Raw genomic sequence first — 14513 nt, forward strand, 5'->3', positions numbered from 1 at the left:
GGAGCGGGACGGGAAGGGGCCGGTACGACGGTGGCCCGGCCCCCGGGAGCCGGGGCGTCAGCCCTTGACGGCGCCCTGCATGATGCCGCCCACGATCTGCTTGCCGAAGATCGCGAAGACGATCAGCAGCGGCAGCGTGCCGAGCAGCGCGCCCGCCATGATCAGGGACTGGTCGGGGGTGTAGCCGCGGCCCAGGCCCGCCACCGCTACCTGCACGGTGGGGTTGCCGCTCTGTGTCAGCACCAGGAACGGCCACAGGAAGTCGTTCCAGACCTGCACGAACATCAGCATGCCCAGCACCGCCATCGCGGGCCGCGCCGCCGGGAACACCACGTGCCACACCACGCGCCAGCTGCTCGCGCCGTCCATCCGCGCGGCCTCGATGATCTCGTCGGGCAGGGCCTGGAGCAGGTACTGCCGCATGAAGAACACCCCGAAGGCGCTCACCAGCGACGGGAGGATCACCGCTTGGAGCTGGTCGGTCCAGTCCAGCTTGGCGACCATCATGTACAGCGGGATGACGCTCAGCTGCGGCGGCACCATCATCGTGCCGATCACGATCAGCATCAGCGCGCCGCGGCCCTTGAACCGCAGCTTGGCGAAGGCGAACCCGGCGATCGTCGACAGGAAGACGATGGTGAGCGACGAGACGCCCGCCACGATGGTGGTGTTGAGGAACGCCTCGCCCAGGTTGGCGTCGGTCCAGGCGATCTCCATCTTGTCGAACAGGTTGGAGCCGAACCAGAACGGCGGCGGGGTCTGCGCCAGCCGCTGGTTGTCGCGGGACGCCGCGATCGCCGTCCACACCAGCGGGAACAGCGAGCCGATGGTGAACAGGGCGAGGATGACGTACGCGATCGGCCCGGCGTGCAGTTGCCCGCCCGCGCGCGCCGACTTCGAGCGCCGGGGCCGCTTCGGCGGCGGGGAGGCCGGATCGGCCGGAGGTTTCGTCAGGGTCGTCGTCACGGCCGGTTCTCCTTAACCACTGGCGCGCAGCCGGCGCGAGATGACGTAGTTGACGATGCCGATCACGATGAGGATCAGGAACATCGTCCAGGCGATCGCGGAGGCGCGGCCCAGGTGCTGGTTGACCCAGCCCTGCTCGTACAGATACAGGCCGAGCGTCTGGAACTGGTGCTCGGGGCCGCCCGAGGCGCCCTTGTTCGCGTCGAACAGCAGCGGTTCGCCGAACAGCTGCGAGGCGCCGATGGTCGACACGACGACCGTGAACAGGATCGTGGGGCGCAGCGACGGCAGCGTGACGTGGAAGAACTGCTGCCAGCGGCTGGCGCCGTCCAGCGCCGCCGACTCGTACAGGTCCTGCGGGATCGCCTGCATCGCCGCCAGGTAGATCAGCGCGTTGTAGCCGGTCCAGCGCCAGATGACGATCGAGGAGACGGCGACCTTCGAGGCCCAGTGGTCGTTCTGCCAGTCGATGTTGTCGATGCCGACGAACCCCAGCGCCCAGTTGATCATCCCGTAGTCGCGGCCGAAGAGCAGCACGAAGACGAGTGAGGCGGCGGCGATCGAGGTCGCGTACGGCGCCAGCATCACGACCCGGTAGAAGGTCGAGTTCCGCAGCTTGTAGTTGAGGATGTGCGCCAGGCCCATCGCCATGAGCAGCTGTGGCACCGTGGAGATGACGCCGATGATCAGCGTGTTCTTCGCCGCGTTCCAGAAGAAGTCGTCGTCGAAGATCCGGGTGTAGTTGCGCAGGCCCGCCCACTCCATGTCGGTGGGCGCGGTCAGCTCCACCGAGTGCAGCGACGCCCAGCCGGTGTAGACGAGCGGGAACAGACCGAACGCGGCGAAGAGCAGGAAGAACGGCGAGACGAAGGCGTACGGGCTCCAGCGCGTGTCCCGCTGCCAGCGGCGGGACAGGCGCTCCCGCTTCTTCGCCTCCGCGGGGGACGGCGCGTCGGCCGGGCCACGGCCCGGGGCCGCGCCCCCCTCCTTCGCGGGGGGCGCGGCGGTGTCGTGCCTGGTTGCCATTCCGGTCACTGGTCCAGGTTGTTGTCGATGGTCTTCACGGCGTTCTCCCAGGCCTCCTCGGCCGACTTGCCCTGGGTGACGAGGATGACGCCGTTGTCGGTCAGGCCCTGCTGGATGATCTGGTCCTTCGGGCCGATGACCTGGACCGGGCTGCTCGTGGCGGCCTCCGCGAAGATTTGGCCGATCGGGGCGTCACCGGTCATCTCGTTCGTGGCGTTCTTCACCTCGGGCAGCTCGTACGCCGTCTGCGCGCTCGGGAAGCTGCCCTGCACGGCGAACAGCTTGGCCTGCTGCTCGGGCGCGGTCAGCCAGGCGGCGAGCTTGGCGGCCTCCTCGGCGTTCTTGCCGGACTTGGGCACCGTCAGGAAGGAGCCGCCCCAGTTGCCGGACTTCGGCGCCGTGGCCACGTCCCACTTGCCGGCCGCCTCCGGCTTCGACTTGCCCTTGATGTAGCCGAGCATCCACGGCGGGCAGGACATCGCGGCGAACTTGCCGTTGGCGATGGTGGTGTCCCAGGCCGGCTGGAACTGCGTCTGGTTGCCGATCAGTCCGTCCTCGGCGGCCTTCGCGGTCAGGTCGAACGCGTCCTTCACGGCGGGGTTGGTCTTGTAGATGACCTCGCCGGAGGAGTCGTAGAAGCGCTCCTTCTCACTGCTGAGGATGGCGTTCAGCAGACCACCGGGGGAGTCCAGGAAGGTGGTGCCCTCGGGGGCGTTCTTCTGGTAGTCCCGGCCGACCTCGACGAACTTGTCCCAGCTGCCCGCCCAGAGCTTGCCGACCTCCTCGCGGTCGGTGGGCAGACCGGCCTTCTCGAACAGGTCCTTGCGGTAGCAGACGGCCATCGGGCCGACATCGGTGCCCAGGCCGATGGTCCGGCCGTCCTTGGTGGTGGCCTGCTGCCACTTCCAGTCCAGGAAGTCGCTCTTCTTGCCGTGCTCGGACAGGTCCATCAGCTTGTCGGACTGGGTCTGCACGATCTCGGCGATGTTGCCGACCTCGACGCCCTGGATGTCCTGCAGGCCGCTGTTGGTGGTCAGGTGGTTGACCAGGGCGGGATAGTAGTTCTCGTTCCGCTCGACGACCGTCTGCTCGACGTCGATGTCCGGGTTGAGCTTCTCGTACTCCTCGTAGAGGCCGGCCTCCTCGAACCCGAAGGTCCCGAACAGCCCAAGGGTGATCTTGGTCTTGCCGCTGCCGCCGCCCGACGACGAGCCGGACTCGTCCCCGCCGTCGTCGGCGCAGCCGACCAGCAGCCCGGCGCCCAGCGATGTGATGGCCGCGACGACCAGCGCCTTGCGGGCGATGGGGGTTCCCCGGCTCGAGCGAAGTCGAGAGTGGGGGAGGGTACGTGCTGCTCGCATTGCGTCCTCCTGTTGCCCTGACGTGCCGACCCCCCGGCCAACTGCATGGTCGGGCCCGCTGCTTCATCTTCGTTCGTCGCTGCGGCTCGGGCGGGGAACGTGCGGGATGTGTATGTGCGAGGTAGCGTGGGAGCGCTCCCACAGGTGATGTGTTGAAGAGTCGTGGGTCCGGGCGGGGGTGTCAAGGGAGTGGACGCGGAGATCTGCGTTCAGTTATCTGCCTGTTAACTGGAGGCCGGAGGAGCCGAGGAGACGGTACTCCGAGGCCGAGGCGGTGGCCCGGGGCCGGTCATGGGACCCGGTCGGCCTGTTAAATTCCAGGCCAGCCGCAGAGTGCGGGTCTCGACGGGAGGCGGAGCCCATGGCAAGCCACACAGCGCGCGGGCGGAGTGGTGGCCGGACCACCCTCGAAGAGGTGGCGGCACGCGCCGGCGTCGGCCGCGGCACGGTCTCCCGGGTGATCAACGGCTCGCCCCGGGTCAGCGAGGCGACGCGCGCGGCCGTCGAGGCGGCGGTCGCGGAACTCGGCTACGTCCCGAACACCGCGGCCCGCGCCCTGGCCGCCAACCGCACGGACGCGATCGCCCTCGTCGTCCCCGAGCCGGAGACCCGGTTCTTCGCCGAGCCGTACTTCTCGGACATGCTGAAGGGCGTCGGCTCGGAGCTGTCCGACACCGAGATGCAGCTGCTGCTGATCTTCGCGGGCAGTGACCGGGAGCGGCAGCGGCTCGCCCAGTACCTGGCCGCGCACCGGGTGGACGGCGTCCTGCTGGTCTCGGTGCACGCCGACGACCCGCTGCCGGACCTGCTGGGCCAACTGGAGATACCGGCGGTGATCAGCGGCCCGCGCTCGGCCGGGGAGACGCTGGCGTCCGTGGACTCCGACAACTACGGCGGCGCCCGCTCGGCGGTCGAGCACCTGGTGGCCCGGGGGCGGCGCCGGATAGCCCACATCACCGGCCGCCTCGACGTCTACGGCGCCCAGCGGCGCATCGACGGCTACCGCGACGCCCTGCGGGACGCGGGCCGGGCGGTGGACGAGCGGCTGATCGAGGCCGGGGACTTCACGGAGGACGGGGGCCGCCGCGCGATGGCGGCGCTGCTGGAGCGGTGTGCCGATCTCGACGCGGTCTTCGCCGCCTCGGACGTCACCGCTGCGGGCGCCCGCCAGGTGCTGCGCGAGGCCGGCCGCCGCATCCCGGACGACGTGGCGCTGGTCGGCTACGACGACTCGGCCATCGCCCGCCACATGGACCCGCCGCTGACCAGCGTCCGCCAGCCCATCGAGGAGATGGGCCGGGCGATGATCGACCTGCTGCTGACGGAGATCGCCGACCGCCGCCCGGCGGCGTCCCGGGGCCTGGAGCGGCAGCATGTGGTGCTGGCGACGGAGCTGGTGGCGCGCACCTCGTCGTGATCGGCGGAGCCGACTCCCGGGGGCGGCCCTGGGGGGAAACGCAGATCAGCCGGCGACCCTGTTCCCAAGGTCACCGGCTGATCACTCAGGGTGAGTGACGGGACTTGAACCCGCGACTTCCTGGACCACAACCAGGTGCTCTACCAGCTGAGCTACACCCACCACGACCGGTGCCCGAAACCTCTGACGAGGTGTTCCGTGGGTTTCCCCGACCGGCCGAGAAAAAGTGTACAGGGTCCGAAGGGGTGCTCGCGCACGTCTTTCGCGGCGCCCCGTCCGGGGTCGTCTACTGGGCGGGCAGGACGTGCTTGGCGGCGATGGCCTTCGCGGCGTCGGAGTCGGGCCCGGGCTGCGGGACGAAGACGGCCTCGCGGTAGTAGCGCAGTTCGGCGATGGACTCGCGGATGTCGGCGAGTGCCCGGTGGTTGCCGTTCTTCTCGGGGCTGTTGAAGTACGCCCGCGGGTACCAGCGGCGGGCCAGCTCCTTGATCGAGGACACGTCGACGATGCGGTAGTGGAGGTAGTCCTCCAGGGTGGGCATGTCCCGCAGCAGGAAGCCGCGGTCGGTGCCGACGGAGTTGCCGCACAGCGGGGCCTTGCCGGGCTCCTTCACGTACTTCTTCACGTACGCCAGGACCTGTTCCTCGGCGTCCGCCAGGGTCGTGCCGTTCGGCAGTTCGGCGAGCAGTCCGGAAGCGGTGTGCATCTGACGCACCACCTCCGGCATCGTCTCCAGGGCCCGTTCCGGCGGGCGGATGACGATGTCGACACCGTCGCCGAGCACGTTCAGCTCGGAGTCGGTGACGAGGGCGGCCACCTCGATGAGCGCGTCGTCGGACAGCGAGAGGCCGGTCATCTCGCAGTCGATCCACACCATGCGATCGTTCATGCGAACACTTTATTGCCGGTGCCCCCCCAAAGGATCCCCGGCGTTGCGGCGGGGCGCCGTGCCGGGGGGCGGACGCCGGACGGGACGGGGTCCCGTCCGGCGTCGCCCGCGTCACGTCGCGCTGCGCTGTCCCGGCAGGCTGGCACGGCTCGGGACGTATGCCTCGCGGGGGTCGCGGCCGTTGTCCGTCGTCGCCGACGCCGGGACCGGTGCTGACGTGCGGCGGGTCTGGAACGGCAGCGGGCTGTCGGGCGGCGGCGCGGTCGGCTGCTGGCCCTCGGGCGGGCCCGCGGTCCTGGCGACGTGCGCGGCACCGGCGTCAGCCGTCTCCACCGGGCGGTCGCCCTGCGGCCGGCGGGCGCGGTACGCGGCCCGGTACGCCGCCGGGGAGGAGCCGAGCTGGCGGCGGAAGTGGCCGCGCAGGGCCACCGGCGAGCGGAAGCCGCAGCGGCCCGCGACCTCGTCCACCGAGTAGTCGGACGTCTCCAGGAGGCGCTGCGCCTGGAGCACCCGCTGGGTGATCAGCCACTGCAGCGGGGCACTCCCCGTCAGTGAGCGGAAGCGGCGGTCGAAGGTGCGGCGGCTCATGTACGCCCGTGCCGCCAGCGTCTCCACGTCGAACTGCTCGTGGAGGTGCTCCAGCGCCCAGGCGACGACCTCGGCGAGCGGGTCGGCGCCGATCTCCTCCGGTAAAGACCTGTCGAGGTAGCGCTCCTGGCCGCCGCTGCGGCGCGGGGGCACCACCAGGCGGCGGGCGAGCGCTCCGGCCGCCTCGTTGCCGTGGTCGGTGCGCACGATGTGCAGACACAGGTCGATGCCGGCCGCGGTGCCGGCCGAGGTCAGCACGTCTCCGTCGTCCACGAAGAGTTCCCGCGGGTCGACGTGGACCGACGGGTAGCGCTTGGCCAGCGTCGGCGCGTACATCCAGTGGGTGGTCGCGGGGCGGCCGTCCAGCAGGCCCGCCGCGGCGAGCACGAAGGCACCCGTGCACAGCCCGACGATGCGGGCCCCCTCCTCGTGCGCCCGGCGCAGTGCGTCGAGTGCCTCCTGAGGTGGCGGCGAGGTGATCGAGCGCCAGGCCGGCACGACGACCGTGCCCGCCCGGGAGATCGCCTCCAGGCCATGTGGTGCGGTGAGTTCCAGGCCCCCGGTGGTCCGCAGCGGGCCGTCCTCGCCGCCGCACACCAGCAGTCGGTAGCGCGGCACGCCGGCGTCCTGGCGGTCGATCCCGAACACCGACAGCGGTATGGAACTCTCGAAGATGGGGCCGCCGCTGAACAGCAGCACCGCGACGATCTCCTTGCGGCGGCGCCCGGAGAGCTTCCGGGCCGTGGCTTCCGGCGCGGCGGTGGAGTCGTGGCTCATGGCTGCTAAGCCCCCCTCGGTGGTCGCGGCGCCCTGATCCCTTCGGGTCTGTCGCTCCAACACGTTTCCCCTCGGTCCTGCACGAGTCCCCCGCCGTAGACAGTCAAGATCGAATCTACTGTGTCCTGTCGCGCCCAGGTGGCCGGTTCGGCACTTGGGACATTGTCGACATGGCAACTTGGCGTAAAGCATTCGATCACGAAGCGTTGCACTCCGGAGCGTCGCAGGGAAGTGCGCCTCGTGGTGGTGGCTAATCCCCGTAGGGTGCGCAGGGTCCCCGAGACCCTTTCCGTGCAGGTGGAACGGGGGTTGGGGGGTCGTTTCGGCGGGTGATACCCCTGTCCGAGAAGTTGGCTGAAAAGAGACGGGCGCGTGCACAGAAACCGGTCAACCGCCCGGTGTGTTCCCTCCGGCGTGCCGACCGCCGCGGTGCGCCCCCGCCTGCGCGGCCACGCGTTCGGACCGGTGCAGCAGCAGCCGGCAGGCGGTGGTGACGGCGGCCAGGCCGAGGGCGGGGCCAGCCGCGCCCGCGGGGGAGGCGCCGCACAGCAGCAGGACGACCGGGACCAGCAGGCAGCCGAAGGCGGCCCAGCGGACCAGGCCGGTGATCTCGTCGCGGGAGTGGCGGGGGCTTCGGGGGCTCCGGGGACCTCGGGAGCAGCGGAGGTCGCGGGAGTCGCGAGAGCCGCGGCGGCGTCGGTGTCCTCGGGCGTCGCGAGCCCCGGCGAGTGGTCCGGGCGTCTCGGTGCGGCGGGGTCCGGGCATGCGCGCTCCCTGGAGTGGGTCACGGGGTTCAACGCCGGCCCGGGGCGGCGGTCACGGTCGGTCACGAAGGACGTGGCCGAAGGTTGAATACTGTCTAAACCGCCTGTACAGCGCAGCAACCATTGCGTTACGGACGCACCCTCGTGCATGCTCCGGTGAACCCCGCGGCGGAGCGTCGCGGGATCCGGGCGAAGGAGGAGTGCCGCCGTACCCTTGGGGGTATGGGGTCGGGAAGGTTGTTCCCGGACACAGCTCCGCCGCACACTGTCGTCCCATCCATAAAGGATCACAACGCCGAGACAGCCATGGCCGGTCACGAATTTTTCGAACCCGCGGACCGCAAGCGGCCCGTCGCCGACCCGACGGCGGCCGAGCCCTTGGCGGCGGAAGAGCCACGCCATGCGTGCGACCCCGCGTTCAAGCACGGAGTGGTCGTCGGCTTCGACGGCTCCATGTCCAGTGAGCGCGCCCTGGCGTACGCCATCGGCATGGCGCGGCGCCTGGCGGCGGGACTGATCATCGTCCATGTGGCCAACCGGTTGCCCACCACGGTGTGGGCGGGCTGCGAGCCGCCCGTCTTCGTCGACGTGCCGGATCACCGCACCGAGGTCCTGGGGCTGGAGCTGGCCTGTGCGGACTATCTCGCCGAGGTGCCGTGGATCCTGGTCGAGCGCGGCGGCGACATCTGCCACGAACTCGAAGAGGTGGGGCGGGAGTACGAGGCCGACGCGATCGTCGTCGGCTCCACGCACGGCATCGTGGGCCGGATCTTCGGCTCCGTCGCCGGACGCCTCGCCAAGCGCGCGCAGCGGCCCGTCGTGGTCATTCCCTGACTCGTTTCCCGCCTCCTGTCTCCCGCTTCCCGTCTCTTTTCCCGTCTCCGGCCGACGCACGGCCCGCCCCTGGCGAACTCCCTGAAAATACTGGCCCGTAGAGGTGTTTGTGCCCTTGTGAAGGGCATATACGGGTCACCGCACAACTGCACATGCAAGAAGGGAGCCCGCCGTGGACAACGACGTCTCAGCGGGAAGCACCACCACGACCACGATCTTCGGCCGACTTGCCCTCGGCATCACCCTGTTGGCCTTCGGCCTCGGCCACACCGGCGTGATCGGCGGGGTGAGCGCGGCCGACGCCGCGACCGTCGCCCAGTACGTCGGCGGGGTCGCCCTCTTCGTCGCCGGCCTGATGGCGTTCCGCGACCGCGACACTGCCACCGGGACGGCCTTCGCCGCGCTCGGTGCCCTCTGGTTCACCTGGGCCGCCGGGGCGGGCGGTCAGGCCTCCGCCAACGCCGCCGGACTCTTCCTGCTGTTGTTCGCCCTCGTGGCCCTCACCCTGACCTTCGCCGGTGGCGACATGCTCGGTCAGGGCACCTACGGGCTGCTCTTCGTCTCCCTGCTGCTGATCGCCATCGCGCGCTTCGCCGACGCGGAGGGCCTCGCCAGGGCGGGCGGCTGGTTCGCGGTCGCCGCGGGAGCGGTGGCCTGGTACGCGGCGACGGCGGCGTTGGCCCACTGGCCGACGGCCGTGTCGCGACGCGGTGCGGGCCGGGGGGTGACGGCCACCGGTTAGCTGTCGCCGGCTGGGGGTTGGGCGGCCCCCGGCGATGAGGACGGCCCCCCGCGTGTCTGGTGGCGACACGTGGGGGGCCGTTCGGCTGTTCGGCCTCTGCGGGGGATCGGTTGCTCGCGCAGTTCCCCGCGCCCCTGAAAAGCAGGGCGCTGCCGGACCGCCGTCGAGCTGGTACCCGCGCCCGTTCGGTGGCGCGCTACTCGACCGTCACCGACTTGGCGAGGTTGCGGGGCTTGTCGATGTCCCTGCCCAGCGCCAACGCCGTGTGGTAGGCGAGGAGCTGGAGGGGGATGCCCATGAGGATCGGGTCGAGTTCGTCCTCGTTCTTCGGGACGACGATGGTGTGGTCGGCCTTCGCCTCGGCCTGGTGGGCCACCGCGAGGATCTGGCCGCTGCGGGCCTTGATCTCCTCCATCGCGGCGCGGTTCTTCTCGAGCAGGTCGTCGTCCGGGACGATCGCGACCGTCGGCAGGGCGGGCTCGATCAGGGCCAGCGGGCCGTGCTTGAGCTCGGAGGCGGGGTAGGCCTCGGCGTGGATGTAGGAGACCTCCTTGAGCTTCAGGGAGGCCTCGCGGGCCACCGGGTAGCCCCTGACGCGGCCGATGAAGAGCATCGAGCGGGCCTCGGCGTACTGCAGGGCCAGCTTCTTGACCTCCTCCTCCTGCTTCATGATCTCGGAGATCTGCTCGGGCAGCTTCCGCAAACCCGCGATGATCCGCTTGCCGTCGCGGACCGACAGGTCGCGGGTGCGTCCCAGGTGGAGGGCGAGCAGGGCGAAGGCGACCGTGGTGTTGGTGAAGCACTTGGTCGACACCACGCAGACCTCCGGGCCCGCGTGCACGTAGATGCCGCCGTCCGCCTCGCGGGCGATCGCCGAGCCGACCACGTTGACCACGCCGAGGACCCGGGCGCCCTTGCGCTTCAGCTCCTGCACGGCCGCCAGCACGTCGTACGTCTCACCCGACTGGGAGACGGCGACGTACAGGGTGTCGGGGTCGACGACCGCGTTGCGGTAGCGGAACTCCGAGGCCGGCTCGGCGTCGGCGGGGATGCGGGCCAGCTCCTCGATCATCTGGGCGCCGATCATGCCCGCGTGGTAGGAGGTGCCACAGCCGAGGATCTTCACCCGGCGGATCCGGCGGGCCTCGCGGGCGTCCAGGTTGAGGCCGCCGAGGTGCACGGTGGAGAAGCGGTCGTCGATCCGGCCGCGCAGCACGCGGTCCACGGCGTCGGCCTGCTCGTGGATCTCCTTGTGCATGTAGGTGTCGTGGCCGCCCATGTCGTAGGAGGCCGCCTCCCACTCCACGGTGGTCGGCTCGGCGGTGGTGCGGGTGCCCTCGGTGGTGTAGGTGCGGAAGTCGTCGGCCTTCAGGGTGGCCATCTCGCCGTCGTCGAGGGTGACTATCTGGCGGGTGTGGGCGACCAGGGCGGCGATGTCCGAGGCGACGAACATCTCCTTCTCGCCGATGCCGAGCACGACCGGGGAGCCGTTGCGGGCGACCACGATGCGGTCGGGGAAGTCGGCGTGCATGACGGCGATGCCGTAGGTGCCCTCGATCACCCGGAGGGTCTCGCGGACCTTGTCCTCCAGCTTCTCGGCCCCCGAGCGGGCGATCAGGTGGGTGAGGACCTCGGTGTCGGTCTCGGAGAGGAACTCGACGCCGTCCGCCTCCAGCTTGCGGCGCAGGTCGGAGGCGTTGTCGATGATGCCGTTGTGCACGACGGCGACCTTGTTGTCGGCCGACATGTGCGGGTGGGCGTTCACGTCGGACGGGGCGCCGTGGGTGGCCCAGCGGGTGTGGGCGATGCCGGTGGTGCCCTTGAAGCGCGCCGGGACCTTGGCCTCCAGGTCGCGGACCCGGCCCTTGGCCTTGACCATCTTCAGGCCGGACGCCTTGGGGGAGGTCACCACGATGCCGGCCGAGTCGTAGCCGCGGTACTCCAGCCGCTGGAGGCCCTCCAGCAGCAGCGGGGCGACGTCACGCTTCCCGATGTATCCGACGATTCCGCACATATATACGCATTCCTCAGCCGTAGACGATGCGGCGCAGCTGGCGGAGCGTCAGCTCCGGCGGTGCCACCGCCCGGTATTTCAGGTCCGCCGCGATCTGCTCGAAGATCGTCGCGTTCACCAGGCCGCGGGCCTGGAGTTCGCGGTGGCGGCGACGGACGTACTCCTCGGTCGTCTCGTCGAAGTAGGCGAGCACGTCCTGGATCACACGCAGCGCCTCGCCCCGGCTCAGCGGGGTGGACCGCGTCAGATGATCAACGAGTTCGTCGTGCACCCGGTAGATCCTGGGGTACCGGCGTGGCTTTCGCAAGGAGTCTGCCCGATTTCGGGCAGGGCTCTGCGCGCATCGCTCACATTCGTTTGAGGATCGCCTGCTTGGCGAGGGCGAACTCGTCATCGGTCAGCACCCCGGAGCGGCGCAGCTCGCCCAGTTCGCGCAGCCGGCGGAGCAGGGCGTCGTGGTCGTCCTCGGCGGCGGGGGCCGGCTGCGCAGGGAGAGCGGCCGCGTCGGGTCCGGCGGGGCCGGCCGGGTGCGGGAGGCGGGCCTGCACGGCGGCGGCGACCAGGGCCATCAGGGGGTCCTTCTTGAAGCCCCACAGCTCCACCGCGTTCGGGTCGTACTTCGGCGGCGCCTTGGTCGGCGCGTTCCTCACGGTGAAGCGGAGGCAGCCGTTCTCCAGACCGACCGCCGGGTGCCACTCCACGGCGACGATGTCGGCCAGGCCCAGGGTGCGGGTCCCGGCGGCGACCTTGGCGTCCTCCGTCTTCCAGTTCCACTCCAGGCGGACCCGCTCGCCGTCGAAGCTCGCCGTGCCGTCCCCGGCCGACACCGACAGCGGCACGGACGGGCCCGGCAGCAGATACGCGTCCACCGGGCCAGGGGGAACCTGCTCCAGGAGCAGGGCGTTGCGCACCTCGTCCACGAAGTACTCGGCGACGCCGTACCGGTCGGACTCCACGACGAGTTGGTAGGGGTCGTGGGGTTCCGTCAGCCGCCCGCCGGTCGCGTGCAGCAGGGGGTCGGCGCCGTCCCGCAGGCGCAGCCTGAGCCGCCCGGACTTCCTGCCCTGCTCGAACGACACCCCGGCCAACGCGCCCAGGGGCACGACCAGTTCACCCAGTTCCTTGCGCAGCAGACCGACGTTCTTGTCCCGTCCGGGAGTCAGCCGCAGGGCGTCGCCGTCGAACGTCCATGTGCCGTCCTTCTGGATGATTTCCGCCATGGGGTGGATTGTTTCATCAGATTAGGTACACAGTGGTCCAGACCTCTTGGAGCTCCAACGGCTCATGGAAGGGAATGTTTTGTGACACAGCACCACAGAACGCTCCGCCTTCTCGGTTCACTGCTCCTCGTCGCGGCCCTGGGCGCCTCCGTCACCGGCGCCGTCCCCGTCCGGGAGGCCGCCTCCGCCGCTCCCACCCCGCTCGACCGGATCATCCCGGCGCCCGCCTCGGCCGACCCGGGCGGCTCCCCGTACCGCATCACCCCCGGCACCCGCATCCGCGTCGACGGCCCGCCGGCGGCCCGCCGCGTCGGTGAGTACCTCGCGGACGTCCTGCGGCCCGCCACCGGCTACCACCTCCCCGTCACCTCCCACGGCCGCGGGGGCATCCGGCTCCGCCTCGCCGAGGGCCCGTACGGCGCCGAGGGCTACCGCCTGGAGAGCGGCCGCTCGGGCGTCACCATCACCGCCACCGAGCCCGCCGGCCTGTTCCACGGCGTGCAGACCCTGCGGCAGCTCCTCCCCGCGGCCGTGGAGAAGGACTCCGTGCAGCGCGGCCCCTGGCTGGTCGCGGGCGGCACCATCGAGGACACCCCGCGCTACGGCTGGCGCGGCGCCATGCTGGACGTCTCCCGGCACTTCCTGACCCTGGACGAGGTCAAGCGCTACATCGACCAGCTCGCCCTCTACAAGATCAACAAGCTGCACCTGCACCTCAGCGACGACCAGGGCTGGCGCATCGCCATCGACTCCTGGCCGCGCCTGGCCACCTACGGCGGCTCCACGGAGGTCGGCGGCGGGCCCGGCGGCCACTACACCAAGGCCGAGTACAAGGAACTCGTCCGCTACGCCGGCTCCCGCCACATGGAGGTGATCCCCGAGATCGACATGCCGGGCCACACCAACGCCGCGCTCGCCTCCTACGCGGACCTGAACTGCGACGGCGTCGCGCCCCCGCTCTACACCGGGACCAAGGTGGGCTTCAGCTCCCTGTGCGTCGGCAAGGAGATCACGTACGACTTCGTGGACGACGTCGTGCGCGAGATCGCCGCGCTCACCCCCGGCCGGTACTTCCACATCGGCGGCGACGAGGCGCACTCCACCAGCCACGAGGACTACACGACGTTCATGGCGCGGGTGCAGCCGGTCGTCGCCAAGTACGGCAAGACCGTCATCGGCTGGCACCAGCTCACCGGCGCCGCCCCGGCGGAGGGCGCGCTCGCCCAGTACTGGGGACTGGACTCCACCAGCGCCAAGGAGAAGGAGCAGGTGGCCGCCGCCGCGCGGAACGGCACCGGGCTGATCCTGTCCCCGGCCGACCGGATCTACCTCGACATGAAGTACGACAAGAACACCCCGCTGGGCCTGTCCTGGGCCGGCTACGTCGAGGTGCGGCGGTCCTACGACTGGGACCCGGGCGCCTACCTGCCCGGCGTCCCCGACTCCGCGATCCGCGGCGTGGAGGCACCGCTGTGGACGGAGACCATCGAGAACTCCGAGCACATCGACTACATGGCCTTCCCGAGGCTGCCCGGCGCCGCCGAGCTGGGCTGGTCCCCCGCCTCGACGCACGACTGGGAGGACTACAAGGTGCGGCTCGCCGCACAGGGACCGCGGTGGGAGGCGATGGGGATCGGGTTCCACCGGTCACCGCAGGTGCCCTGGCCGGCCGGCGGGACGGACACCGCCGGCTGACCCGCCGGCGACCCGTGCAGTCCCGCGCAATCCCTGGGGAACCGGTGCCGGCGCCTGCGAGGACGCGGCCCGGCTGCGTCTCTGACCCGGGCCCGCGCGCCGCACGCGGGGGAGGACCTCAAGGCCGCCACGGCAAAGTTCACCGTTCACGCCCTCGCGGCCGAGTCGGCCGGCTGCGCGACGAGCAGTGACCGGGCGCCCCGGCACGCCGGACGGGCAC

At 70.7% G+C, this 14513-nt stretch carries 13 protein-coding genes and 1 tRNA gene; 4 read left to right on the plus strand and 10 right to left on the minus strand.

The window, feature by feature from the left end; all coding sequences use genetic code 11:
- Window positions 1-57: 57 nt before the first annotated feature.
- Genes ACLGIH_RS21920 through ACLGIH_RS21930 form a run of 3 tightly spaced genes read right to left on the minus strand, consistent with a single transcriptional unit; the run spans window position 58 to window position 3353 of the window.
- Window positions 58-966, minus strand: a complete 909-nt coding sequence (locus ACLGIH_RS21920; RefSeq protein ID WP_416526963.1) for a carbohydrate ABC transporter permease — start codon at window positions 964-966, stop codon at window positions 58-60.
- A 12-nt stretch (window positions 967-978) separates the two neighbouring features.
- Window positions 979-1992: a carbohydrate ABC transporter permease gene (locus tag ACLGIH_RS21925; protein ID WP_416529447.1), complete on the minus strand. Its 1014-nt coding sequence runs from the start codon at window positions 1990-1992 to the stop codon at window positions 979-981.
- A gap of 5 nt (window positions 1993-1997) precedes the next feature.
- Window positions 1998-3353 carry an ABC transporter substrate-binding protein gene (locus ACLGIH_RS21930; protein WP_416526964.1) on the minus strand — a complete coding sequence of 452 codons (1356 nt, stop codon included), beginning with the start codon at window positions 3351-3353 and terminating at the stop codon, window positions 1998-2000.
- Between the two features lie 361 nt (window positions 3354-3714).
- On the opposite strand from ACLGIH_RS21930, the gene ACLGIH_RS21935 reads away from it, so the two are divergent.
- On the plus strand, window positions 3715-4770 hold the full coding sequence (locus ACLGIH_RS21935; RefSeq protein ID WP_416526965.1) for a LacI family DNA-binding transcriptional regulator: 1056 nt from the start codon (window positions 3715-3717) through the stop codon (window positions 4768-4770).
- An 89-nt stretch (window positions 4771-4859) separates the two neighbouring features.
- On the opposite strand, the gene ACLGIH_RS21940 is transcribed toward ACLGIH_RS21935, so the two are convergent.
- The 4 genes from ACLGIH_RS21940 to ACLGIH_RS21955 form a co-directional block, all read right to left on the minus strand.
- A tRNA-His gene (locus tag ACLGIH_RS21940) sits at window positions 4860-4932 on the minus strand.
- 124 nt (window positions 4933-5056) lie between these two features.
- Window positions 5057-5659 carry an oligoribonuclease gene (orn, locus tag ACLGIH_RS21945; protein ID WP_416526966.1) on the minus strand — a complete coding sequence of 201 codons (603 nt, stop codon included), beginning with the start codon at window positions 5657-5659 and terminating at the stop codon, window positions 5057-5059.
- A gap of 111 nt (window positions 5660-5770) precedes the next feature.
- The gene (locus ACLGIH_RS21950) at window positions 5771-7024 is read right to left on the minus strand and encodes a helix-turn-helix domain-containing protein (protein WP_416526967.1); all 1254 of its coding nucleotides are present in this window, start codon (window positions 7022-7024) and stop codon (window positions 5771-5773) included.
- A gap of 387 nt (window positions 7025-7411) precedes the next feature.
- Entirely contained in the window at window positions 7412-7789 is a 378-nt protein-coding gene (locus ACLGIH_RS21955; RefSeq protein WP_416526968.1) for a hypothetical protein, read from the minus strand.
- Window positions 7790-8094: 305 nt separating this feature from the next.
- Between ACLGIH_RS21955 and ACLGIH_RS21960 the strand changes: the two genes are divergently transcribed.
- Window positions 8095-8622 (plus strand): universal stress protein, encoded by a 528-nt coding sequence (locus ACLGIH_RS21960; protein WP_416526969.1) that lies wholly within the window; start codon window positions 8095-8097, stop codon window positions 8620-8622.
- 172 nt (window positions 8623-8794) lie between these two features.
- Window positions 8795-9364, plus strand: a complete 570-nt coding sequence (locus ACLGIH_RS21965) for a GPR1/FUN34/YaaH family transporter (protein ID WP_416526970.1) — start codon at window positions 8795-8797, stop codon at window positions 9362-9364.
- A gap of 196 nt (window positions 9365-9560) precedes the next feature.
- On the opposite strand, the gene glmS is transcribed toward ACLGIH_RS21965, so the two are convergent.
- The 3 genes from glmS to ACLGIH_RS21980 form a co-directional block, all read right to left on the minus strand.
- Complete coding sequence (gene glmS / locus ACLGIH_RS21970) at window positions 9561-11378, minus strand: glutamine--fructose-6-phosphate transaminase (isomerizing) (RefSeq protein ID WP_416526971.1); 1818 nt, start codon at window positions 11376-11378, stop codon at window positions 9561-9563.
- A gap of 13 nt (window positions 11379-11391) precedes the next feature.
- A complete protein-coding gene (locus ACLGIH_RS21975) occupies window positions 11392-11649 on the minus strand; it encodes a hypothetical protein (protein ID WP_416526972.1) in 258 nt (85 codons plus the stop codon).
- Between the two features lie 76 nt (window positions 11650-11725).
- Entirely contained in the window at window positions 11726-12598 is an 873-nt protein-coding gene (locus tag ACLGIH_RS21980) for a DUF4429 domain-containing protein (protein ID WP_416526973.1), read from the minus strand.
- 81 nt (window positions 12599-12679) lie between these two features.
- Here ACLGIH_RS21980 and ACLGIH_RS21985 point away from each other — a divergent pair, with 81 nt between their 5' ends.
- Complete coding sequence (locus ACLGIH_RS21985) at window positions 12680-14293, plus strand: beta-N-acetylhexosaminidase (RefSeq protein WP_416526974.1); 1614 nt, start codon at window positions 12680-12682, stop codon at window positions 14291-14293.
- Window positions 14294-14513 lie beyond the last annotated feature (220 nt).

It is taken from the genome of Streptomyces hamibioticus (genome assembly GCF_047946815.1).
Lineage (GTDB): Bacteria > Actinomycetota > Actinomycetes > Streptomycetales > Streptomycetaceae > Streptomyces.